The organism is Pseudomonas sp. P5_109, assembly GCF_034009455.1.
Lineage (GTDB): Bacteria > Pseudomonadota > Gammaproteobacteria > Pseudomonadales > Pseudomonadaceae > Aquipseudomonas.
Genome location: NZ_CP125380.1, coordinates 4,947,126 through 4,971,748, shown reverse-complemented (window position 1 = coordinate 4,971,748; position 24,623 = coordinate 4,947,126). Strand labels below are relative to the sequence as shown.

The following is a 24,623-nucleotide window of genomic DNA, read 5'->3' as shown; positions in this document are numbered from 1 at the left end:
GACACCCGACATGAACACCACCGCCCTCGAACCTTCGGTAGACGTATTCCAGACTTCGGCCCAGCAGGCCTTTTATTTGCGGGTCCAGGAGCTGGGCGCCCGGCCACTGTTCGCCGCGCTGACATTGCCGCTCGCCAGGCCGGTGCAAGCTCAGGCGTTGCACCGAGCCGTGGAAACGCTCGGCCGGCGCCATGAAATCCTGCGCACGCTGTACCGTCGCTTGCCGGGCATGAAATGGCCGGTGCAGAGCCTGTGCGATGCGCTGCCGGTCACGCTGTTGGGCAACCAGCCTTCGGTGGCCGAGGCCTTGAGCCGCAGTCGCGAAGTCATGGTTGAAGATTCGAGCAAGGCGCTGGTGGTGGCGCAGGTCGAAGGCGAAGCAGGGCAGCATTTCATCACACTGCTGACCCCGGCCAGCAGCTTCGATGAAGCCTCGTTGCGGCTGCTGTCGAGTGAACTCGCCAGCCTGCTGCGCGGCGAAACCCTGGTCGAACACGAGGACGCGCTGCAATACCTGGACTACACCGCGTGGCAGGAAGAACTGCGCGAAGAAGACATCGGCCACCAGGGCGCGGCGTTCTGGCGCAACCAGCAACAGCAGTTCGCCGTGGCTCATCGCTTGCCGTTCGAAAAAGCTGCCGACGTGTCCCTGGCTCGCCGTCTGACTACGCTCACCGACACCACCTGGTTCACCGAAGTGCAACGGGCCGCTGGTGAAACTGGCGTTGAGACAGGGCAATTGGCGTTATTGCTGTGGACCGCGTTCGTCGCGCGCATTGGCCAGCAGGAAAAGCTGCTGATGGGGTGGCAGGTGGACGGGCGCAACGAGCAAACCGCCGCCACCCTCGGCCGTTTCGCCCGGCGCTTGCCGGTGGCGTTCGAGCACCGTAGCCAGCAGACACTGGCGCAAGCTTTGGCAAGTTTTGCAGTCAGCGTCGAACAGTCGCTGTCCTGGCTCGACTGCCTCAACGAGTTCGAGTTGAGCGCCGAAGGCACCGCGCCATTGCGCTACGGCTTCGTCTATCAGGCCGGTATCGAGGCCGGTATCGAGGTGGACGACGCCAACCCCGAAGTCCTGCGCCTGCGTGTGCAGGGTGATCAATTGCAGTTGTCGTGCCTTGACGGTGCACTGCCCGAATCGATGCTGGCCGAGTGGCTGGAGCAGTTCGCCGAATTCAGCCGCCAGCTACTGGCGTCGCCCGAACTGACCCTGGCTCAGGCTGATCTGGTCAGTGCCGCACAACGAACCCGCCTGATCGAAGAATTCAACCCGAACGCCACCGAGCAGGCATTGCCGTGCCGGTTCCTGCAGGAGTTGTTCAGCGAACAGGCGCGCCTGCATCCGCAACACATCGCCCTGAGCGTCAACGGTCAGCGCCTGAGCTATGCCGAACTGGATGCGCGCTCCAACCAGGTGGCCAATACCTTGCGCGCCCAAGGCGTGGCGCCGGATGCAATTGTTGCGGTCTACGGCCAACGCTCGCTGGAAATGGTCATCGCCTTGTTGGGCACGCTCAAGGCCGGCGCGGCGTACTTGCCGCTGGACCCGAACTACCCGATCGAGCGTCTGGCGTTCATGCTCGCCGACACCGGCGCGCGTCAGGTGCTGGCCTGCCAGCCGCTGCCCGAAGCGTTGCACAGTGAACGTGTGGTTTCCTTGATGGCGGGGGCCGAAGTCTGGTCCGCCGCGCAAACCGAACCTGCATCTCAGGGCGACAGCGCCAACCTGGCCTACGTCATCTACACCTCCGGCTCCACCGGCCAACCCAAGGGCGTGATGATCAGCCATGCCAACGCCGTGGCCTCGACCCTGGCGCGCAATGCTTTCTATCGCCAGCCGCTGCGCGCATTCCTGATGCTCTCGTCGTTCTCTTTCGACAGTTCGGTGGCCGGGGTTTTCTGGGCGCTGGGGCAGGGCGCGACCCTGTGCCTGCCGGACGAAGACAGCTACAAGGATCCGGCCCGACTGGCCGAATTGATCCAGCGCGAAGAGATTTCCCACTACCTGACCTTGCCGTCCTACCACGCGCAGATTCTCGAACACCTCGACCAACAGGCCCTGGCCTGCGTCATCGTGGCCGGCGAAGCCTGCAGCCATGCGCTGGTGCAGCGACATCGCGAAGCGCTGCCGGGGGTGACGCTGGTCAACGAATACGGCCCGACCGAAGGCACCGTGTGGTGCTCGGCCTGGGAACTGCCGCTTGACCAGGACGATGACAGCATCCCGATCGGCCAGCCGATTGCCGGCATGCGCATCCACGTACTCGGCCCGGACCTGCAACCGGTGGCCGTGGGCGTCGAAGGTGAGCTGTACGTCGGCGGCGCCGGCATTGCCCGGGGCTATTTGCAGCGCGCCACGCTGACGGCCGAGCGCTTTGTTGCGGACCCATTCAGCGCCAGCACGGGCCAGCGCCTGTACCGCACCGGCGACCTGGCGCGCTATCGCGCCGATGGCGTGCTGGAGTATCTGGGCCGGGTCGATCACCAGGTGAAGAACCGTGGTTTCCGTATCGAGTTGGGCGAGATCGAAGCGGCCATGCGCAGCGCGCCGGGCATCGAGGACGCCGCCGTGATTGCCCACCAAACCCCTAACGGCCCGCAACTGCTGGGTTTCGTGGTGTCCCCGGCCGACACCGCCGACATCCGCCTCAACGAGTTGCGCAGCCATCTCGGGCAGACGCTGCCCGGGCACATGCAGCCGGCGCGCTTGCAGGTGCTGGAGCGTTTCCCGCTGATGCCCAACGGCAAACTCAATCGCCAGGCGCTGCTTGATCTCGACGTGCGTCGCAGCGCCTTCGTTGCCCCGCGCAACGACCTGGAAAAAACCCTGGCGGCGATCTGGGCCGAAGCGCTGCAGGTGGAGCGCGTCGGCGCGCACGACAACTTCTTCGAACTCGGCGGACACTCGCTGCTGGCCACGCGCATTCGTGCGCGGATCCAGGAAGAACTGAACCTGGCGATCCCGCTCAAGCTGTTTTTCGACGGCGATACCCTGGAACGCCTGGCGGCGGAAATCGAGCAGTTCCGCCAGCAAAGCGAGCACCAGGAAAACGATGTAGACGCCCTCGAAGCGTTGTTCGACGAAGTGGATGAGGAACACGCGCGATGAGTGCTGCACCGGACAGAATGATGACCCTGGCCCAGCGTTTCTGCGGCTTGAGCGCGGACGCCCGGCGTGCGTTGCAAGAAAAGATGCACGCTCAGGGGCTGACCCTGGAACTGCTGCCGATCCCGCCACGGGACCGCAGCGTCGATACGTTGCCAGCGTCTTACGCGCAACAGCGCTTGTGGTTTCTCTGGCAGATGCAGCCCCAGGCCACGGCCTACAACCTGACCGGTGCCTTTCGCCTGAACGGCGAGCTGAACCGCGACGCACTGGCGCAAACCCTTAGCGCACTGGTGCAGCGGCATGAGGTGTTGCGCACCACGTTCGTCTTCGACGAACAGCAAGTGCTGCAAAAGATTCACCCGCAGATGGACACCCCGCTGGTCGAGGCCACTGCCGCCGACGACATCGAGCTGCAACGCCAGATCGCCCTCAACGCCGAGCAGCCGTTCGACCTGCAGCACGGCCCGTTGATGCGTTGCCACCTGATCCGCCTCGATGCCCGGCAACATGTGCTGGTGCTGACCTTTCATCACATCGTCACCGATGGCGGTTCGTTGCCGATCCTGCTGCAAGAGTTTACGCAGCTTTATGCACAGCTCAGTGCCGGGCAGGCCACGCAGCTGCCGCCGTTGGGCATTCAATATGCCGATTTCGCCCGCTGGCAGCGCCTGTGGCTGGAGGCCGGCGAGGCCGAGCGCCAGCTTGATTACTGGCGCGGGCAGTTGGGCAACGAGCACCCGCCGCTGACCCTGCCGAGCGACCGCCGTCGCCCGGCGATCCCGAGCCAGCAGGGCGCCAGCCTCGAACTGCAAATTTGCGCCGAGTTGACCACTCGCCTGCGCGAGCTGGCCCGCCGCGAAGGCTGCACCCTGTTCATGCTGCTGATGGCCGCCTTGCAGACGCTGTTGCACCGCTACAGCGGCGAGCAGGACATTCGCGTCGGCGTGCCGATTGCCAACCGCACCCGCCAGGACGTGGAAAACCTGTTGGGCTTTTTCGTCAACACCCAGGTGCTGCGCAGCCAGCCCCGGGCCGACCAGCCGTTTGTGCAATTGCTGGCCGAGATCAAGGCCGCGGCACTCGGCGCGCAGGCCCATCAGGACCTGCCGTTCGAGCAACTGGTCGATGGCCTGGGCGTCGAACGCAGCCTGAGCCACACGCCACTGTTCCAGGTGATGTTCAACCACCAGCGCGACAGCGGCGATCCACAACGCTGGGATTTGCCGGGCCTGAGCGTCGAACCGCTGATCTGGGACGAAAAGACCACCAAGTTCGATCTGATGCTCGACACCGTCGAAAGCGACGAGGGCATCCACGCCTCGTTCGTGTATGCCACCGAACTGTTCGACGCCTCGACCATCGAGCGCCTCGGCCGGCACTGGAGGAACCTGTTGCAGGCGATCTGCGCCGACAGCACGGTTGCCCTGGCGGACCTGTGCATGCTCGACGCTTGCGAGCAGCAGAGCACATTGCTCGACTGGAACCGCAGCGCCGTATTGAACGTCGATCAGGCGAACGCTTTGTGCGCCCATCAACTGATCGAAGCCCAGGCCGCCGCGCACCCGCACAACATTGCCGTGACCTGCGACGGCATCACCCTCACTTACGCAGAGCTGAACCGTCGCGCCAACCGCATCGCTCATCGCCTGCGCGAGCGCGGCGTCGGCCCGGATGTGTTGGTGGGCATCGCCCTGGAGCGTTCACTGGAAATGATCGTCAGCCTGCTGGCGATCCTCAAGGCCGGTGGCGCCTACGTGCCGCTGGACCCGGATTACCCGCAGGATCGCCTGGCCTACATGCTCGCCGACAGCGGTACGCGCCTGCTGCTGACCGATTCGGCGCTGATGCCACGTCTGCCGTTGCACGAAGGCATTGAAGTGATCTGCCTCGATCACGCCAGCGACTGGCTCGATGAGGCCTGCGCCGATAACCTGCCGAACCTGACTGCTGAAGAGAACCTGGCCTACGTCATCTACACCTCCGGTTCCACCGGCAAACCCAAAGGCACGCTGCTGCCCCACAGCAACCTGACCCGGCTGTTCAGCGCCACCGAACACTGGTTCGGCTTCAATGCGAACGATGTCTGGAGCCTGTTCCACTCCTATGCCTTCGACTTTTCCGTGTGGGAAATCTTTGGCGCGTTGTTCTACGGCGGCAAGCTGGTGGTGGTGCCCCACGCGGTCAGCCGCTCCCCGGAAGACTTCGCCCGCTTGCTGAAAGATGAGCGCGTCACCGTGCTGAACCAGACCCCCTCGGCCTTCCGCCAATTGATGCCGTTTGCCTGCGCCAACGCGCCAGGCATGGCCCTGCGTTACGTGGTGTTCGGTGGCGAGGCGCTGGACGTGGCCAGCCTGCGGCCGTGGTACGACGCCTTCGACGACGAGCAACCGCTGTTGATCAACATGTACGGCATCACCGAAACCACGGTGCATGTGACTTACCGTCCGCTGTCCCGCGCCGATCTCGATGGCGCCAACAGCTCGCCGCTGGGCGAACCGATCGCCGACCTGCGCTGGTACGTGCTCGACCCGTGCCTGAACCCGGTGGCCAAGGGCTGCGTCGGTGAGCTGTACGTCGGCGGTGCCGGCCTGGCCCGTGGTTATCACCAGCGTCCCGACTTGACCGTCACGCGGTTTGTGCCGGACCTGTTCGCCACCGAGCCGGGTGCACGCCTGTATCGCACCGGCGACCTGGCGCGTTACTGCGCCGATGGCAGCATCGAGTACGCCGGGCGCATCGACCATCAAGTGAAGATCCGTGGCTTCCGCATCGAGCTGGGAGAAATCCAGGATCGCCTGCAAAGCCATCCGGCCATCGAGCAGGCACTGGTGCTGGCCCCGTCGGTCAACGGCAGCCAGCAACTGGTCGCATGGTTCACGGCTAGCGGCGACGACAAGGATGTGCGCCAGTCCCTGCGCGAACACTTGCAGGCCGGTTTACCGGACTACATGGTGCCAGCGCACTTGATCAAGCTCGACCACTGGCCGCTGACCAGCAACGGCAAGCTTGATCGCAACGCGCTGCCCAAGCCCGACGCGGCACTGGCGCAGCAGGCTTACACGGCGCCGATGGATGACTTGCAGAGCGAGTTGGCGGCGATCTGGCAAGACGTGCTCAAGCTCGAGCGCGTGGGCATCGACGACAACTTCTTCGAGCTGGGCGGCGACTCGATCATCTCGATCCAGGTGGTCAGCCGTGCGCGTCAGGCCGGAATCCGCATCACCCCGCGTGACCTGTTCCAGCACCAGACCGTGCAGAGCCTGGCGAAGGTCGCGGTACGCAGCGCCGGGCTGATCATCGACCAGGGGCCGGTACGCGGCGAGGTGCTGCTGACACCGATCCAGCACTGGTTCTTCGAACAGCAGATCGACGCTCGTCATCACTGGAACCAGTCGCTGTTGCTGGAACTGCGCGAGCCGCTCGACAGCGGCTGCCTGCAGCAAGCGCTGGCGGCCTTGCTGGAACACCACGATGCCCTGCGTTTGCGCTGGCATCAGGTCGACGGCGTGTGGCGGCAAGCGCAAGCCGAGCAATGGAGTAGCGCCGAAGTACTGTGGCAGCGTCAGGCGGCAGACGCCGATGAACTGCTGACGCTGTGCAACGCCGCACAGGCCAGCCTGAATTTGCAGGACGGCCCGTTGCTGCGAACCATGCTGGTGGACATGGGCGTGGCAGGCCAGCGCCTGCTGCTGGTGGTGCATCACCTGGCGGTGGACGGCGTGTCCTGGCGTCTGCTGCTCGAAGACCTGCAAACCGCTTACGCTCAGGCACGTCAGGCCGAACCGCTGCGTTTGCCAGCCAAGACCAGCGCCTATCAAGCCTGGGCCGCACGTTTGCAAAAACATGCGCAAAGCCCGGAACTGGCGACGCAAGCCGCTTACTGGCAAGCGCAATACCACGACGTGGCGGTGCAGCTGCCTGCCGATAACCCGCAAGGCAGCGTGGCCAGCCAGCATGCCGTGAGCGTGGAAACCGTGCTCGACAGCACCTTCACCCGCCAACTGCTGCAAGACGCCCCGGCGGCGTACCGCACCCAGGTCAACGACCTGTTGCTGACGGCGCTGGCGCGAGTGCTGGGCCAATGGACCGGTCAGCCTTCAACGCTGGTCAAACTGGAAGGCCACGGCCGCGAAGACCTGTTCGATGACATCGACCTGACCCGCACCCTCGGCTGGTTCACCTCGATTTTCCCGGTCAAGCTCAGCCCGGTCGGCGACCTGGCCGACAGAGTCAAGGCGGTCAAGGAGCAGCTGCGTGCGGTGCCTGACAAAGGCATCGGGTTCGGCATCCTGCGTTATCTGGCCAATGTCGGCCTTGAGGATCTGCCATCGCCACAAATCACCTTCAACTACATGGGCCAGTTCGATGCCAGCTTCGACGAGCAAGCGCCATGGCGCCCGGCGAAGGAAGGCGGTGGCGCCGAGCAGGGCGCGTCTGCCGAACTGGACCGTGGCTTGAGCATCAACGGCCAGGTCTACGCCGGGCAATTGCGCCTGAGCTGGACCTTCAGCGGCGAAGTGTTCAAAGCGCAAACCGTGCAGCGCCTGGCCGATGCCTACGCCCTGGAACTGCAACGGCTGATCGAACATTGCCTGGGCGGTGCCGGCGGCCTGACCCCGAGCGACGTGCCGCTGGTGCGCGTCGATCAGGCGCAACTGGATGCCTTGCCGCTCGCGGCCAGCCAGATCCAGGACATCCTGCCGCTGTCTCCGATGCAACAGGGCATGTTGTTCCACAGCCTGTTCGCCCCGGATGCCGGTGCCTACGTGCCGCAGATGCGCGTGGACGTGCAGGGGCTGGACGTCGAGGCGTTCGGCAATGCCTGGCAGCAGACGCTGGCGCGCCATGAAGTGCTGCGCGCGGCGTTCTTCAGCGAAAGCAACGGTTCGCGTCCGCTGCAAGTGATCGTGGCCGACGCCACGCTGCCGCTGACCGTGCTCGACTGGCGCGATCAGTCGGGCCTGCCCCAGGCGCTGGATCAATTGGCGGATGAAGATCGCCTGCGCGGTTTCGACCTGACGGCGGCGCCGTTGCTGCGCCTGACTCTGGTACGGACTGCCAGCGATATTCATCACCTGATCTTCACCAACCACCACATCCTGCTGGACGGCTGGAGCACCTCGCAGTTGTTCGGCGAAGTGCTGCAACGCTACTCGGGCGTCATGCCGGCGCCCGGTGTTGGCCGCTATCGCGACTACATGAGCTGGCTGGGCACGCGCGATCGTGCCGCCTGCGAGGCGTTCTGGCTGGAGCAATTGCACTCGTTCGCCGAGCCGACCCGCTTGGCCGGCGCCTTGCCGGCGCCGGTCGCAGGGCAGGGCGGCGGTCATCGCACCTTGCACCTGAGCCTCGACCGCGCAGCCACCGAGCGCCTGAGCGGGTTCACCCGTCAGGCCCGCGTCACGCCCAACACCCTGCTGCAAGCGGCGTGGCTGTTGCTGTTGCAACGCTACACCGGCCAGCAAACGGTGGCGTTCGGCGCCACCGTGTCAGGTCGTCCAAGCGAACTGCAAGGCATCGAGCAGCAGATCGGTCTGTTCATCAACACCTTGCCGGTGATCGCCACGCCGCACCCTGAGCGTACGGTCAGCCAATGGATCGATGAAGTCCAGGCGCTCAACCTCAAGTTGCGCGACGTCGAATACACACCGCTGGCGGACGTGCAGCGCTGGGCCGGGAACGCCGGCGAGGCGCTGTTCGACACCTTGCTGGTGTTCGAGAACTACCCGGTGGCGCAAGCGCTGGAGGAGGGCAACACCAGCGCGCTGAAGTTCTCTGGTATCAGTCATCACGACCAGACCAGCTTCCCCTTGGCCATCGCCGCCGAACTGGGCGAATGCCTGGACCTGCGCTTCAACTACGACACGGCGCTGTTCAGCGCCGAGGCCATCGCCGGATTGAGCGCACGTCTGCTGGCGCTGCTCGATGCCATGGTCAGCGCGCCGCAACAGCCATTGGGCCGGTTGAGCCTGCTCGATGCCGCGCAAACCGCTCGGCAGGTCGAAGGCTTCAACCGCACCGCACAGACCTGGGCGGATGTGCGCCCGGTCTACCAGTGCTTCGAAGCCCAGGTCCTGCAAACCCCGGAGGCGCCGGCCCTGGTGTTTGCCGGCCAGACCCTCAGCTATCGCCAGCTCAACCAACAGGCCAACCAACTGGCGCATCATCTGCGCAGCCAGGGCGTCGGCGCCGAAGTGTTGGTGGGCATTGCCGCCGAGCGTTCGCTGGAACTGGTGATCGGCCTGCTGGCGATCATGAAGGCCGGCGGCGCCTACGTGCCGCTGGACCCGGACTACCCGCGCGAACGTCTGGAACACATGTTCGACGACAGCGGCGTGCACCTGCTGCTGACCCAGCGTCATCTGCTTGGGCAGTTGCCGATTCCGCCCGCCACCACGGCGATCTGCCTCGACGACATGGGCGGACTGCTGGACGGCCTGAGCGAAGCAAACCTGCCCTGCGTGGTCGGGCCGCAATCGCTGGCCTACATGATCTACACCTCCGGTTCCACCGGCAAACCCAAGGGCGCGGCCAACCACCATGAAGCCTTGTACAACCGCCTGGCGTGGATGCAGGGCGCCTATCCGCTGGACGGGCGCGACACCGTGTTGCAGAAAACCCCGTTCAGTTTCGACGTGTCGGTCTGGGAGTTTTTCTGGCCATTGATGACCGGCGCGCGCCTGGCGGTAGCCGCACCGGGTGCCCATCGCGATCCGGCGCAACTGGTCAGCCTGATCGAGCAGTACCAGGTCAGCACCCTGCATTTCGTGCCGTCGATGTTGCAGGCGTTTGTCCAGGGCGAAGGCTTCGAGCATTGCGCCAGCCTGCGGCAGATCATGTGCAGTGGCGAAGCCTTGTCGGCGGATTTGCAGCACAGCCTGTTCCGCGTGCTGCCGAACGTTGGCCTGTACAACCTGTACGGCCCGACCGAAGCAGCCATCGACGTGACCCACTGGACCTGCATCGACGACGGTGGCATCAGCGTGCCGATCGGTTATCCGATTGCCAACCTGGTGACCTACATCCTCGACGACAGCCTGCAACCGCAAGTGCAGGGTTGCGTGGGCGAGTTGTACCTGGGCGGCATCGGTCTGGCTCGCGGCTATCACCATCGTCCGGAGCTGACGGCCGAGCGTTTTGTCGCCAGCCCGTTCGGTGAGCGGGGCGAGCGCCTGTACCGCACCGGCGACCTGGCGCGCTACCGCGAAGACGGCGTGATCGAATACGTCGGGCGCATCGACCATCAAGTGAAGATCCGCGGCTTGCGCATCGAGCTCGGGGAAATCGAAGCCTGCCTGCTGGAGCACCCAGCAGTGCGCGAAGCGGTGGTGATCGCCCTCGACGTCGGCAAATCCAAACACTTGGTGGCTTACGTCGTAGGTGATGCCGCCCTCGACCTACTCAAACAACACCTGCGCAACGCGCTGCCCGAGCACATGCAGCCAAGCCATGTGCTGCTGCTCGATCAGTTGCCGGTGACGCCCAACGGCAAGCTCGACCGCCGTGCGCTGCCGCAGCCGGAACAGCAAGTGCGCGAGTACGTGGCGCCGCGCAATACGGTGGAGGCGACATTGCAAGCGGTGTGGCAGGCGTTGTTCGAAGTGCCGCAAGTGGGCATGCACGACAACTTCTTCGAACTGGGCGGCGATTCCATCGTCTCGATCCAGGCCGTCAGCCGCGCACGCAAGGCCGGCTTGAGCATTTCGCCCAAGCACGTGTTCAGCCATCCGACCCTGGCCGAACTGGCCACGGTGGCCCAACCGGTCGTGGCGGATGAACCCGTGCCGGCGTTGGTTGCACCGGCAGTGAAAATCGAGCTGAGTGACGCGCAGTATCAGGCGCTGGCGTTGACGGCGGACGAAGTCGAGGACGTCTATCCGCTGTCGCCGATGCAGCAGGGCATGTTGTTCCATTCGGTGCAGGACGGTGATTCGGGGCTGTACGTCAATCAGATCGAAGTGGGCGTGCGCGGCGTTGATGGCCCGCGTTTCCGTGAAGCCTGGGCCGATGCCGCCCGGCGTCACGCGATTCTGCGCACGGCATTCCTCTGGGAAGGCGACAAGGAGCCGCTGCAAGTGATGTTGCGCGATGCGCCTACGCTATTGACCGAACTGGACTGGCGCGGGCTGGATGATCAGCCTGCACGCGTCCGCCAACTGGCCCTGGAGGAGCGCGAACGCGGTTTCTCGCTGAATCGCGCACCCTTGTTGCGCCTGTTGCTGGTGCGTCTGGAAGACGATCGTTATCGCCTGATCTGGACCTACCACCACATCCTCATGGACGGCTGGAGCGTGTCGCGCCTGATCGGTGAAGTGTTGCGTCACTACAGCGGCGCGGAGCACGAGCCGGTGGCCGCCTATCGCGACTACATCGACTGGCTCGGCCAGCAAGTCGCCGAGGCCAGCGAGGCGTTCTGGAAAGGCAAACTCAGCAACCTCGAAGGCGCCACGCACCTGGCTCGCGCCTTGCCGGTCAAGGCGCCGCAAGCGGGTTATCACGCGATCTACACACACCTGAGTGCCGGGCAGACCGCACGTTTGCAGGCCTTTGCCCAGCAACAGCAAGTGACTCTCAACACCCTGGTGCAAGCCGCGTGGCTGTTGCTGTTGCAGCGCTACACCGGCCAGCGCACGGTGACGTTCGGCGCCACGGTGTCCGGGCGTCCGGAAACCCTCAACGGCTCGGAGAACATGCTCGGCCTGTTCATCAACACCTTGCCGGTGGTCAATAGTGTGCCGACTGAGGTCAGCGTCGGTGACTGGCTGCGGGACATCCAGGCCTACAACCTCGACATCCGCGACTTCCAGCAAACCCCGCTGAGCGATATCCAGCGCTGGGCCGGGCAGGGCGGGCAGTCGTTGTTCGACAGCATCATCGTCTTCGAAAACCAGCCGGTGGACCGCACCCTGCGCGAGTGGAACGGCGACTCGCTGCGCTTCGAGGACGTTTCCGATTTCGGCCTGACCAGTTTCGCCATGGACCTGATGGTCAGCCTCGATGAAGGGCTGCGCATCGAGTACATGCACCAGCGCGATCAGTTCGACCTGGCCACCGTGGAAATCCTGCGCAGCCATATGGAAAGCCTGATGCAGCGCCTGTGCGACGACGCCGGGCGCGCCGTCGGTGAGCTGGGCCTGCTGACCCTGGACGAAGGCCGGGCGCTGGACGGCGAACTGCCGGTGGTGGCTGAAGGTGACGAGACGCCGGTGCACGAACTGATCCGTCAGCGTGCGCGACTGCAACCGGAGCACACGGCGCTGGTCCTGAGTTATGCCGAGCGTGACGCCGAGCACTTGAGCTACGCCGAACTGGACCGGCGTTCCGATGCCCTGGCGGTGCATCTGCTGGAACAGGGCGTGCAGGCCGAAGACGTAATCGGCGTGTTCATGGAGCGCTCGCTGGAACTGGTGGTGTCGTTGCTGGCGGTGATGAAATGCGGCGCTGCCTATGTGCCGCTGGACCCGCAATACCCGCAGGAACGCCTGCGCTACATGATGGCCGACAGCGACATGCGCCTGCTGCTGACCCAGGAACGACTGCGCGATTCGGCGCAGCTCAACCCCGGCACGGCCATGGTCGCGGTCGACCGATTGAATCTCGACGTCGATGTGGCGGCCCCATCGTGCGCGGTGCACGCCGAGCAACTGGCCTACCTGATCTACACCTCGGGCTCCACCGGCAAACCGAAAAGCGTCGCCGTGGCCCACGGGCCGCTGAGCATGCACGTGCAAGCCATCTCTGAGTTGTACGAGATGGACGCTGGCAATCGCGAACTGCATTTCATGTCGTTCGCCTTCGACGGTGCCCATGAACGCTGGATTACCGCGTTGATCAGCGGCTCGACCCTGGTGATCCGCGATAACACCTTGTGGACCGCCGAACAGACCCTGGCCGTGCTGCAACGCCAGCGCATCAGCGTCGCCTGCTTCCCGCCGGCGTACCTGCTGCAACTGGCCGAACACGCCGAGTTGCAGGGCGGTGATCCGCCGCCGGTGCGCATCTACTGCTTCGGTGGCGATGCGGTGCCGGACGCCACGTTCGAGCGGGTCAAGCACAGGCTCAAGCCGCAATACCTGGTCAACGGCTACGGCCCGACGGAAACCGTGGTCACGCCGCTGCTGTGGAAAATCGCCGTCGACGGCCACTGCCAGGCGATGTACGCGCCGATTGGCCAACGCGTCGGCACTCGCAGCCTGCACGTGCTGGACATGGACCTCAACCCGCTGCCGGTGGGCATGGTCGGTGAGCTGTACATCGGCGGGCGCGGTGTCGCGCGCGGCTACCATCGTCACCCGTGGCAGAGCGCCGAGCGCTTCGTTGCCGATCCGTTCAGCGCCGAAGGCGGGCGCCTGTATCGCACCGGTGACCTGGTGCGCCGTCGCGAGGATGGCGTGTTCGACTACGTCGGGCGCATCGACCATCAGGTCAAGGTGCGCGGTTTCCGCGTCGAACTGGGCGAAATCGAAGCCCGCCTGCGCGAGCAGGCCGGGGTCAACGATGCGTTGGTGGTGGTACGTGACAACGGCCAGGGGCCTCAACTGGTGGGCTATGTGGTGGCGACGCAAGACGATGGCCTCGGTCCGCGTTGCCAGGCGGCATTGCGCGAAAGCCTGCCCGATTACATGGTACCGACGCAGGTCGTGGTGTTGCCGCGCTTCCCGCTGACCCCCAACGGCAAGCTCGACCGCAAGGCCTTGCCGGCCCCGGCCTTCAGCGGCCGCGACTACGTGGCACCGCGCACGCCGCTGGAATGGGCGTTGGCGGACATCTGGCAGCAGGTGCTGGGCATCGAGAAGGTCGGCATCACCGACAACTTCTTCGAGTTGGGTGGCGATTCGTTGCGCACCCTCAAGGTGATCTCGAAAGTCCGCGCCCTGAACGAGCCGGGCTTCCAGTTGAAACTGCGCGACATGATGGCCAAGCCAACGATTGCCGGGTTGTCCGGTGTCGATGAGCAACCCGTGCGCCAGAGTCCGCAACCGCTGTTGTTGCTCAATCAACCGGTGGGCGACCAGCCGGCGCTGTTTTGCCTGCACGCCGGTTTCGGCACGGTGTTCGACTACGAACCGCTGGCCCGGCGCCTGGATGGCGAGCGCACGGTGTACGGCGTGCAATGCCGGATGCTGCTCGACCGCCAATGGCACGACACCTCGCTCGCGCAGATGGCCGCCGACTACGTCGAGGCGATCCGCGCCCGGCAACCCCAGGGCCCGTACCACGTGCTGGGCTGGTCGCTGGGCGGGGCGTTGGCGATGCTGGTCAGTGACTTGTTCGAACAGCAGGGCCAGCGTGTGGCGTTCGTAGGCCTGGTGGACAGCTTTGTGCCGACCCAGGCCAATGCTGTCGCCAGCGCGGATGAGTGGCGTGTGGATCTGGCCGAGTTCCTCGGTGCGGCGTTGGGCATGGATGGTGAGGTGATTGCCCGGGCGTTGAGCAGCGAGTCGACGGGGGACTTTGATGCGGTGGCGCGGATCATTCGCGCGGTGATCGACAGCCAAAGCGATCAGGCCAGCGGTTATGCGCTGCTCGGTGCCGATGAGCTGGCCCAGACGTTCATGGTCAGCACACGCTTGAAGGCGCTGTCGCGGCAGGTCGAAACCCTGCCGATCCCGCAAGCCGGGCTGCATTGCTGGTGGGCCGATGGCAACCCGACGGCCGAACGCGCGACTTTGGAGCGCCAGCAACCACGGCTGCGTAAGGTGCAAACGGTGACGGCCGGGCACTTCGACATCCTGCAAATGGATGAGTGTCTGGACGCCGTGGTGACGGCGCTTGCGCGGGAGGTGGTGGCAGAGTTCTAAGCCGATAAATTGGTGAACTGGCTTCTCTGTGGCGAGGGGGCTTGCCCCCGTTCGGCTGCGAAGCAGTCGTAAACCCGAACATCGCGGTACGCCTGAATAACCGCGATGGCCGGCTTTGGGGCCGCTTCGCGACCCAACGGGGGCAAGCCCCCTCGCCACAGGTTTCATGTTCGGTCAGGGAGATTCTTCATTGATCAGGATGACGCCCTAATGAACAGCCCTCCCGGTTCGTTTATTGGGCGAGCCTGTTTATTTTTGGAGACCCCCGCCCATGGCACTGCACCCGGACATCGAAGGTTTTCTAGAGCTGGCCGAGTTCGGCCGCCTCAGCGGCAAAAGCCAACCCATGCATGAGCTGAGCCCTCGGGACGCGCGACAGCAATTCGAACAGACCTCACAATTGCTCGATGCGGCCCCGACGGGCGCGTTGACGGTGACGGCGGTCAGCATCCCTGCGCGGGACGGGCATTTGCTCAATGCGCGGCTGTACGCCAAACCGCAACCGGGCAGCGAACCGCGCCCGCTGTTGTTGTACTTCCATGGCGGCGGCTACGTAGTCGGCAGCCTCGATTCCCACGACACCCTGTGCCGGCGCCTGGCATTGGCGGGGGAGTTTGCCGTGTTGTCGGCGGACTATCGCCTGGCACCGGAACACCGTTTCCCCACCGCCTACAACGATGCCGAAGACATCACCCGTTGGCTGGCCATCACCGGAGCCAAGGCGCTGGGGCTGGATGCCAATCGTGTAGCGCTGGCGGGGGACAGCGTCGGCGGCAGCCTGGTGGCTTCACTGTGTATCGCCATCGCCCAGGACCCATTGGGCTGGCCGCTTGTGCCGCGCCTGCAAGTGTTGCTGTACCCGGTGATCGACGCGGTAAAAAAACGTCCGTCTCTTGCGCGGTTCGCCGAAGGCTATCTGCTCGAAGCCACCACGCTGGAGTGGTTCTACCAGCAATACCAACGCAGTGAAGCGGATCGTGCCGACTGGCGTTTTTCACCCCTGTACGCCGAGGGCCTGCAACGGCTGACGCCGACGGTGCTGTGGCTGGCCGAGTACGATCCGTTGCTCGATGAAGGTCTGGCCTGGGCCGAGAAACTGCGTGCCGCGGGGCAACCCCTGGTGCTGGAGGTCAAGGCCGGCATGACCCACGACTTTGCGCGCATGGGCGAGATGGTCCAGGAAGTGCCGGGGATGCTGGTGCAACTGGCGGCGCAGATCGACGAGGGGCTGGCCTGACCGCTGAATTCTCCTTGGTCGGGCTTTTGTGGCGAGGGGGCTTGCCCCCGTTCGGCTGCGCAGCAGCCGTAAACCCGAACAGCGCGGTATGCCTGAAGAACCGCGATGGCTGGTTTTGGGGCCGCTTCGCGACCCAACGGGGGCAAGCCCCCTCGCCACAGGTGACTGCCTTCACCATCAGTGTGATGGCTACTAAGGCGGATCAAGCCGATCCAGCGCCCGATTCACCGCCAGTTCCCCCAGCATGATCACCTGCGCAATCCCCAACAGCGCATTGCGACTCGTCCCCTGCAGATGATCCACCAGATCGTTGGCCATGACATTGGCCGACGCCAGCGATTCGCAGGCGTGCACCAGCAGGGTTTCGGTACTGAGTTCGGGATTGACGATGAACATGGAGCTCGGTGTGCGCGGGGTGGCCATGATCTTGGGGCCGGGATCGAGGGCTCGTTCGGCGGTTTCGTGGAGTTGTGTTGAGTCGGGGCTTTCGTACGGCGAGGCCGGGTCGGAGTCCGGCGGATTTGGAGTGACCTTGAACATAAAAATCTTCCTCTAGTAGTGAGCCCACAACCATCTCGCTACTAAACGAAAGGGTGGCGGCTGTGCGCAAGTTAGTAGACCGGTGAGGAAGCGAACCGGCGCGCCCGAGGGCGCCATGCACACAGCCACCATCAAGTGCAGACGAATGTCCGACTGGATGAAACTTGTGCAACCGTTCAACCTCATCGGGCTACTAAACCCGATCACTGACAATCAGTGACGGACTCAAGTTACCGACACCCCCCAAGGCGCACAAGCCGGCGGATTCTGGCGTACCTGTAGGCAACGACGCAAGGCGTTGTGGCTTTCATGAAGTAACCTGTAGGCCGCTTAAACAAGCACTATCGAGTGGTCTTTAACCTGCTGTTTTACCTTGTCAAAGAGCGTTGAACTCCTCGGAGTCGGCAGGAAGAGTCCTACGAAAGTTTGCGGTTGGCCCTCGGACGTACAGCCCTTACGATCTGACGCGACGCAATGGTCGGTTAATCCAATGACATTCATCATTGCCAATGACGACAGCGGCTCTGGAGGCCAAAATGAACGCCGAACTTTCCCCCATCGTTTCCGGGCTGGAGACCGAAGAGCAAGTCGCCAGCCATGACCGTTGGTTCCGCGCCAAGGTGCAAGCTTCGATTGACGACCCGCGCCCGAATGTCCCGCATAATCGGATGATGGAAGATATGCGAGCCCTCATCGAGTCAAAGAGCAATATCAATGGACGAATGGGTGATATGTAAAATCTCCGGGCTCGCACCGCAAATTCGCGAGCTGGAAGAGCAGGCGGTTGCAGAAGGCTTCAGGTTCCTCACCCGATTGATTGCGGAATGGGAAAGCGGCGCCAATCGATTCGATCAGCAAGGTGAGTGCCTTTTGGGGGTGTTTCGCAACGGACGGCTGATAGCCGTTGGAGGTCTTTCATCCGATCCATTTTCCGAACCGGGCGTAGGAAGATTACGGCGGGTGTACGTCGCCCCTGCATCAAGGGGCCGGAATGTGGGCAAAGCGCTGGTGCAGCAGCTACTGGAACTGGCGTCTGGGCATTTTCGCGTTGTGCGACTGTCCACGGACACGCCCGAGGGCGCTGCCTTTTACCTTCGCTGCGGGTTCCAGCCGATACACGCTGAACATGCGACGCATATGAAGTCATTGGTTGAGATCACATAGCCAATACGACGTCACCGATCAAGTGCCTTGCCAGAGGCAAAGCACTGCGAAGTACGAAAAAACTGCCCGTTAATTGGCGGTATCAAAAAAGGTTTTCACGCAATTCCGGGAAACACCGATAACGCAATGCCTGTAGGAGCCGGCTTGCCGGCGATGGACTCAAGTGCACCGCGTTTATCCAGTTCACACGCGTTATCGTTAACGACCATCGCTGGCAAGCCAGCTCCTACAAGATCAAGTGACCTCCAAACCAGTGAAAGCCCTAAAAAACCTCATCAGTTGCCTGATATTCCCCATCGCCCCTGTCGCCGTCATTTATCTTACTTTCGCCCTGTGCAAGGATATCTGGATGGAAAGCTTCTACACGCCCGGCGAGGACGGCGGCGAAGTGGAGCCCACGCTGGCGCTCGTTATCATTCCTATCCTGCTGGTAATTGCCGCACCGCTGCTGGCGGGGCTGACAGCGTTGACTCGTTGGGGCACGCGGCGCTTTGAACCCGGTGCCTGGTGGCGATGGTTGATGGCGATTCCACGCGTCGCGTTGGCGGCAGTTGCGTTGTTTCTGTTTGTGCTTTCGAGCGGTTTCCTGATGGGCGATACGTTCGGTCCGCTCAGGCATTGGCAGGTGGCTTGCGCATGGGCAGCCAGCGCAGTGACCGTCGGGGCATTTTTGGTTCAGCAACTTTCACGTCTGAGGGAATAGTCCTCAGGGCTCGGACAGGGTACTGCCGTGAACATCTTCCGCATCCCCTGTCGGCTATGTATCATCGACCCCGGCCCGATGCTGCCGGCCGCTCGCTCCCGTTGGGAAAGGTGAAAGCATCTCCGCTTCATACGAACCCAATCGCCTCTCTTGACGGTCGAGGTTTGGCAATGCGAGCACCAGAGCATCTCGGCCACAGGAGTAGCCATGTTTTCAATCGAGCAAGCCAAGCAAATGGCCAAGCAGTTGCGCGCCTCGCTGGAGGAGCGCAATCAGGCGGTGACTCATGCCACCGCGCTGGAACTGGTCGCGCAGCAACTGGGCTACAAGGACTGGAACACCGCATCGGCGTTGCTGGCCCAGGCCAATACCCCGTCAGCACCGAGCATTACCTTCGATAGACCGATCCCCATCTTGCGCAGTTTCGACGAAGCCAAGGCGCGGGAGTTCTATCTGGATTTCCTCGGTTTCAGCGTCGAGTTCGAGCACCGCTTCGAGGCTGATCTGCCGCTGTACCTGGGCATCAGTCGCGATGGGCTGCAACTGCACCTTTCCGAACATCACGGCGATGCCAGCCCGGGTTCGACGGTGTTCGTGCCGACGCACAACATCGAACTGCTCAGGGACGAGTTGCAGGGCAAGCGCTACGGCTACGGACGCCCGGATATTGTTCAGCAGGGCTGGGGCAAGGAGCTGCAAGTCTACGATCCGTTCGGTAATCGGATTCGCTTTTGCCAATATTGATCAGGCGCAGCGGACCGGGGCGACCCGGTCCGCTTTCAATCACCCGGCATTAAGGATGGAAAGGCAATGACCACGCAGGACACCTCGCTTCAAGACATCGCCGCGCCTGAAGGCGTTTGTTATGGCTGCGGCAGCCAGAATCCGCACGGGCTGCACATCAAGAGCTTCTGGCATGAGGACGGGGTGCATGTCATGGCGCAGCATATGCCCGATGACAAGTATTGCGGCTGGCCGGACCTGGTCTACGGCGGTTTGATTGCGATGCTGGTCGATTGTCATTCCAACTGGGCGGCGATGGCTTATCACTACCGCGCGGAACAACGCGAAGTGGGCAGCTCGCCGCACATCACCTGCGTCACCGGCAACCTCGGCATCAAGTTCATCAAGCCTACGCCAATGGGCGTTCTGCTGACATTGCGGGCGAAGGTCGAAGGTGAGGTCGGGCGCAAGAGCCGGGTCATCTGCGAGGTCTTCGCCGGGGATGTCCTGACCGCTGTCGGCGACTCGGTTTTCGTTCGCGTCGACACCGAGCAACTGCGGGCCGACGCGCACGACAACAAGGCAGATCTCTAAACCCGACCTTTGCCGTTCGTCAGAGCGTCTGCACCTTTGCCGAAGCCGGGTCTTCCAAGGTTTTATACCTCACCGGGAAGACCTCAATGATCAACAGAAAAATGCTCGCGCTCATGGCGGCGGGCCTGCTGTCGACGGCTTCGTCTTTTGCACTGGTCATCGAGAACGCGATGGCGGGCTCAGCCGCACCACCGGCTGCCATTCCCGGTATCAACCAGCCTCGGGGCGATGAACCCAAAAACGAGAAGGCCGATAAAAAGGGCGAGGAGGCCTCGGGTTCAAACTCCGGCGCCGAATCCCATGAGATGGAAAAGGACGCAGCGACCTCAAGCGGCTCGATGGACGATGAAAAACAGCCCAAACCGTAGAGGCCTGAGTCGCCGGTTTCGCGCAGCGCCTAGGCCATCACGCGGTTACGCCCGCTCTGCTTGGCAAGGTAGAGACGCTCATCGGCGCGTTTGAGCACGCTTTCGGGCGTCGGGGTGTCTGCGTCCCGGCAAGCCGCGCCGATGGACATGGTCAGCCAGCCAACCTGCGGTACGTCGGTCTGCTCGATGTGTTCGCGTATCCGTTCGGCAATGGTCCTGGCGGTATCCAGCGACGTGTCCGGCAGGATCAGCGCGAACTCTTCACCACCGGAGCGGCAGGCGAGGTCGCCGGTCCGCGAGTTTTGCTTGAGGATGTCGGCGACCGTTTTCAGTGCTACGTCACCGGCGTCATGGCCGAAGGTGTCGTTGACCTTTTTGAAGTGATCGATATCCAGCGCCAGCACCGAATACGCTTGCCCGGTTTTTTCCAGCAGTTCGAGAACGCTGCCCATGGCCCTTCGATTTGCCAGGCCGGTCAGGGGATCGCTTTGCGCTTCATGGCTGAGCTGGCCGAGCTTTTGCTGGAGTAGCTGCACGCCGGTCAGCATTGCCTGGCGAATCGCCGACGCATCGCGGTACCAGGCATGGATCTGTTGCAGTTGCCTGGTCGTTTGCGGCGCGGCCAACTGGTCGGCGGCGAGCGATAACTGGCGCAGCGGGCGAGCGATCAATGCCGTACCCGCCAGAATCAGCCCGAGACCCAACAGCCCGGCGGGAATCATGCCCAGCACCATGTCGCGCATGAGTTGGCCCAGCGGGGCGAGGCTGCGGTCCCTGGGTTGTTGCACGACGACCGCCCAGTTGGCGTCCGGCACCTGGGCAAAACCGGCGAGCATGGGAACACCTTTGTAGTTCGGGCCTTCCAGGGAGCCACGTTCGCCGCGCAAGGCCGCATCGACCGTCAGGCTCCAGCCGAGGACTTCACCGATGCGCTTCTGGTCCGGGTGATACAGCAGCCGGCGATTGCCGTCGGCGACGAAAGCAAAGGTCCCTTCGTGATGAAAATGCCGGCTGATGACCGTATGAAAGGCACTTTGCTTGAGCAGGTAGACGGAGCCGCCGACGACGCCGAGGAATTCCCCCGAAGCGTTGAAAACCGGCTGTGAAATGAACACCACCAGGTTGCCTGCCATGGAGATATAGGCCGCGCTGACCGATGGGCGGCGCTCCTTGAGTAGCTGCTGGACGCCCTGCGAAGTCAACGTGGCGCCGACAATCTGCGCGGTGTCGGGATAGGCCTGCAGCACCTTGCCGGTTGCATCCATGATTGCGATGGAGTTGAAATCGGAGTCCTGGGCTTGCAGGCGAATGGCTTCCTTGCGCAGCACTTCGGGGTCGCTCCAGTGCTGGCCAAGCGTATTGGCGCTGTAGTTCAAGCGACTGTGCGCCGAGTTCAGAAACTCACCGATGCTGGAGGCGACCTTGGCTGCGTAGGCTGCGTTGGCCTCAAGCGTCGTATGGATCAGGGACTGACGCTGCACCCGGTAAGCGACGTAGAGGCTGTTGCACAGCGTCGCCAGGACCGACAGCAGGACGAAGAAAAGAATCAGTCCTCGCAGGTCGATGGGCAAGGGCCTGGACAGCTTCGCGCGGTTACCTTGCTCGTTGATGGCGCGGTTGGGGGCATCAGCTGGCGTCGCCATTTTCGATCCATGAATGGGAGTGTCGTGAGGGGGCAATGACTGCCTTGCAGGATAGGCAGAGAGCGCCCAGTTGTCACATACACACCGCAGAAAACAGAACCGGAAAGTGATCCACACTGTAGGAGCGAGCTTGCTCACGATGGTCTCAAAGGCGTTGCGTTTATCCAGTCAACACGCGTCTTCGTTAACGACCATCGCGAGCAAGCTCGCTCCTACAAAATCAAACGGCCCGGCGGGGTGCTGCCGGTAATCAGTACTGCGCGCGCAGGCTCAGGGTCACGGTGCGTGGGTCGCCGTAGAAGTTGGTGCCCCAGGAGGCATCGACACGATCGTAGTACTTGCGGTCGAACAGGTTGTTGGCGGTCAGTGTCGACGACAGGTTTTCGTTGAACTTGTAGCCGACCTGCGCCGTGGTAATGGCATAACCGCCTTGCTGGAACTTCACGTCACGCTGGTAGTAGGTGTCGCTGACCGCACGCACGCCGCCGCCGACGCTGAAGTCCTTGAGCGGACCGTCGGTGAACTCGTACTTGGTCCACAGGTTGAAGTTGTGTTTGGGCGTGATGGTGCTGAAGGTCTTGCCTTTGTTGGCGTCGTCACCGTCGAGGAACTTGGTGGAGGTGTAGGCGTAACCGGTGACGATGCTCCAGTTTTCGGTCAGGTTCCCGCTCAGCTCGGTTTCCCAACCCTCGCTGCGTGCCCGCCCTTCGGTCATGTAGGCGCCGGAGTTGTTGTCGTATTCGGCGCGGTTTTCATCGTAGATGCGGAAGGCGGCGATGCTGGCGTTCAGGCGACCGTCGTAGAACTCGCGCTTGAGGCCGATCTCGTACTGCTTGCCTTTGCGCGGGCCGACCGGCTCGCCGTCTGTGCCGATTTCGCTCTGCGGTTTGAACACGCCGGTGTAGCTGAAGTAGGTCGACAGTTGCGGGGTGATCTTGCCGATAATAGCGCCGTATGGCACGACCTTGTGGTTGATGCTGGTGTGGGCTTCGCCGAAGTTGTTGAAGAAGGCGTTGGCGTTCTTCGCATCGCTTTCGTACCAGGTCACACGGCTGCCGCCGATGACGTCGAGCCAGTCGGTGACGTTGAACTTGGCGCGGGTGTAGACACCGTACTGGTCGGACTTGGACCAGTTGCCGTTGACGTGCGCATAGTCGTTGCGGGGAATGTCGATGCTGCCCGGATCAAACACGTTGATCGGAAAGTACTCGCCACCGCCGTAGGTGAAGTCCTTGTCCAGGTGCTGGTACTCGGCGCCCACGGTGAACTCGTGCTGACGATCGGCAAAGTCGAAAGGCGTGGTGACGAAGCTGTCGACGCCAATGGACTTGATGTGGGTGTAGTAGTCGTAGGCCACGGCCCAGCTGTCACCGGTGGCCGGGTCGACAGCGCCGTCGGCCCAGGTGAAGTTACGCTGCGGGGTTTCGGCGTCGCGGTAGGTCAGGGTGGTCTTGAACTGGCCACCGTTGTCCAGCGCGTGGTCAACTTCGGCAAAGGATTCCCAGACCTTCTCGTTCAGGGTGTTCCACTTGGCGTCGACGAAGGTCGAGCGCGGAACGTCCAGCAAACTGCCGTCGGCATAGGCCGGCAAGCCGAACGCCGGGGTGGAGTTGTTTTTCTGGTAAGCGCCGCCGACCGACAATGTGGTGGACGGGTCGAGGTCGAATTCCAGGCGACCGTAGATCATCGGGCGTTCGTTTTGCGCGTAGTCGACGAAGGACTTGTTGTTCTCGTAGGCGGTGATGAAGCGACCGCGCACGGTGCCCTGGTCGTTCAGCGGGCCGGTAACGTCCACCGAGGAACGGTAGTGATCGTAGGAGCCTGCGGCCAGTTCGCCACCTAAGGCGAATTTACCCAAGGCGCGCTTGCGCACCACGTTGATCGTACCACCGGGTTCACCCGCGCCCTGGTACAGGCCCGACGGGCCGCGCAGCACTTCGATGCGGTCGTACATCGCCAGGTCGAAACTGGTGGCCATGTCGCCCTGGCCGGTCGGCTGCGAAACGCCGTCGACCTGCACCTGGTCGACGAGGAAGCCGCGCATGTAGACGTCGTTGAGGCTGGAGCCGGAGTTGTAGGTCTTGATGGTCACGCCGGTGACCTGACGCATGGCGTCCTGCAGGCTGTTCATGTTCTGGTCGTCCATGCGCTGGCGCGTGACGACGGACACCGACTGTGGGATGTCCTTGAGCTTGATGTTGCCTTTGCCGATGGTCACTTCATCGCTGGTGTAGGAGTGCGAACCTTCGGTGGTCGGCCCCAGCGCCACGCCAGTGATGGACGTTGCGCCCAACTGCAATGCACTGGAGTCACCGACCGCTGGCACCAGCGACACGGTGTTGCCATTCAACTGAAAATTGATGCCGCTCCCCAGCAGCAAGGTTTTCAGTGCCTGTTCCGGTTCCATGCTGCCGGACACCGCCGTGGACTTGATGCCATTGACCATGTCCTGGCTATAGAGAATCTGCAGGTTGGTCTGCTGGCCCAGTTGGCGCAATGCACTGGCCAGCGATTGGGCCGGCACATTGACGTTCACCGGGGCTGCCTCGACCTGGGAGGTCCCCAACAGCAACAGGGTCAGCAGCGCACCCGGCACGACCGTGCGGAATTTCTTTTGCCGTTCGATGGCTAATGCCAACGGTGCGCGGGACAGAGTAAGGCTTTGCATTGCTCGAATCGCTCCAGAATGGTGTGTGCAGTTTTTAGTTAATGATAATTATTATTAGACGGACCACTTTGGC

General features: G+C 63.0%; 12 protein-coding genes. 9 read left to right on the top strand and 3 right to left on the bottom strand.

The genetic code is table 11. From position 1 onward, the window contains the following. The first annotated feature begins 10 nt into the window (after positions 1-10). The 3 genes from QMK54_RS22045 (at position 11) to QMK54_RS22035 (ending at position 16,147) form a co-directional block, all read left to right on the top strand. Complete coding sequence (locus QMK54_RS22045) at positions 11-3,109, top strand: amino acid adenylation domain-containing protein (protein ID WP_320401351.1); 3,099 nt, start codon at positions 11-13, stop codon at positions 3,107-3,109. Next, on the top strand, positions 3,106-14,910 hold the full coding sequence (locus QMK54_RS22040; protein WP_320401350.1) for a non-ribosomal peptide synthetase: 11,805 nt from the start codon (positions 3,106-3,108) through the stop codon (positions 14,908-14,910). The genes QMK54_RS22045 and QMK54_RS22040 overlap by 4 nt, the downstream gene beginning before the upstream one ends. A 271-nt stretch (positions 14,911-15,181) precedes the next feature. Beyond that, positions 15,182-16,147, top strand: a complete 966-nt coding sequence (locus QMK54_RS22035) for an alpha/beta hydrolase (RefSeq protein ID WP_320401349.1) — start codon at positions 15,182-15,184, stop codon at positions 16,145-16,147. Between the two features lie 192 nt (positions 16,148-16,339). Here QMK54_RS22035 and QMK54_RS22030 read toward each other — a convergent pair whose 3' ends face one another. Beyond that, positions 16,340-16,687 carry a DUF6124 family protein gene (locus QMK54_RS22030; RefSeq protein ID WP_320401348.1) on the bottom strand — a complete coding sequence of 116 codons (348 nt, stop codon included), beginning with the start codon at positions 16,685-16,687 and terminating at the stop codon, positions 16,340-16,342. A 536-nt stretch (positions 16,688-17,223) separates the two neighbouring features. Here QMK54_RS22030 and QMK54_RS22025 point away from each other — a divergent pair. The 6 genes from QMK54_RS22025 to QMK54_RS22000 all read left to right on the top strand — a co-directional run bounded on the left by QMK54_RS22025 (position 17,224) and on the right by QMK54_RS22000 (position 20,239). Then, positions 17,224-17,424, top strand: coding sequence for an antitoxin (locus QMK54_RS22025; protein ID WP_110663123.1), 201 nt, complete (start codon positions 17,224-17,226; stop codon positions 17,422-17,424). Beyond that, positions 17,402-17,851 carry a GNAT family N-acetyltransferase gene (locus tag QMK54_RS22020; RefSeq protein ID WP_160387738.1) on the top strand — a complete coding sequence of 150 codons (450 nt, stop codon included), beginning with the start codon at positions 17,402-17,404 and terminating at the stop codon, positions 17,849-17,851. The genes QMK54_RS22025 and QMK54_RS22020 overlap by 23 nt, the downstream gene beginning before the upstream one ends. Positions 17,852-18,089: 238 nt before the next feature. After that, positions 18,090-18,554 carry a hypothetical protein gene (locus QMK54_RS22015; RefSeq protein WP_320401347.1) on the top strand — a complete coding sequence of 155 codons (465 nt, stop codon included), beginning with the start codon at positions 18,090-18,092 and terminating at the stop codon, positions 18,552-18,554. Positions 18,555-18,761: 207 nt separating this feature from the next. Then, complete coding sequence (locus QMK54_RS22010; protein ID WP_110660903.1) at positions 18,762-19,298, top strand: glyoxalase superfamily protein; 537 nt, start codon at positions 18,762-18,764, stop codon at positions 19,296-19,298. Between the two features lie 66 nt (positions 19,299-19,364). Next, the gene (locus tag QMK54_RS22005) at positions 19,365-19,871 is read left to right on the top strand and encodes a PaaI family thioesterase (protein WP_320401346.1); all 507 of its coding nucleotides are present in this window, start codon (positions 19,365-19,367) and stop codon (positions 19,869-19,871) included. Positions 19,872-19,960: 89 nt separating this feature from the next. Next, on the top strand, positions 19,961-20,239 hold the full coding sequence (locus tag QMK54_RS22000; protein WP_320402940.1) for a hypothetical protein: 279 nt from the start codon (positions 19,961-19,963) through the stop codon (positions 20,237-20,239). Positions 20,240-20,268: 29 nt separating this feature from the next. Here QMK54_RS22000 and QMK54_RS21995 read toward each other — a convergent pair whose 3' ends face one another. Beyond that, positions 20,269-21,882 carry a sensor domain-containing diguanylate cyclase gene (locus QMK54_RS21995; RefSeq protein WP_320401345.1) on the bottom strand — a complete coding sequence of 538 codons (1,614 nt, stop codon included), beginning with the start codon at positions 21,880-21,882 and terminating at the stop codon, positions 20,269-20,271. A gap of 250 nt (positions 21,883-22,132) precedes the next feature. Then, a complete protein-coding gene (locus QMK54_RS21990; RefSeq protein ID WP_320401344.1) occupies positions 22,133-24,550 on the bottom strand; it encodes a TonB-dependent siderophore receptor in 2,418 nt (805 codons plus the stop codon). Between the last annotated feature and the right edge of the window lie 73 nt (positions 24,551-24,623).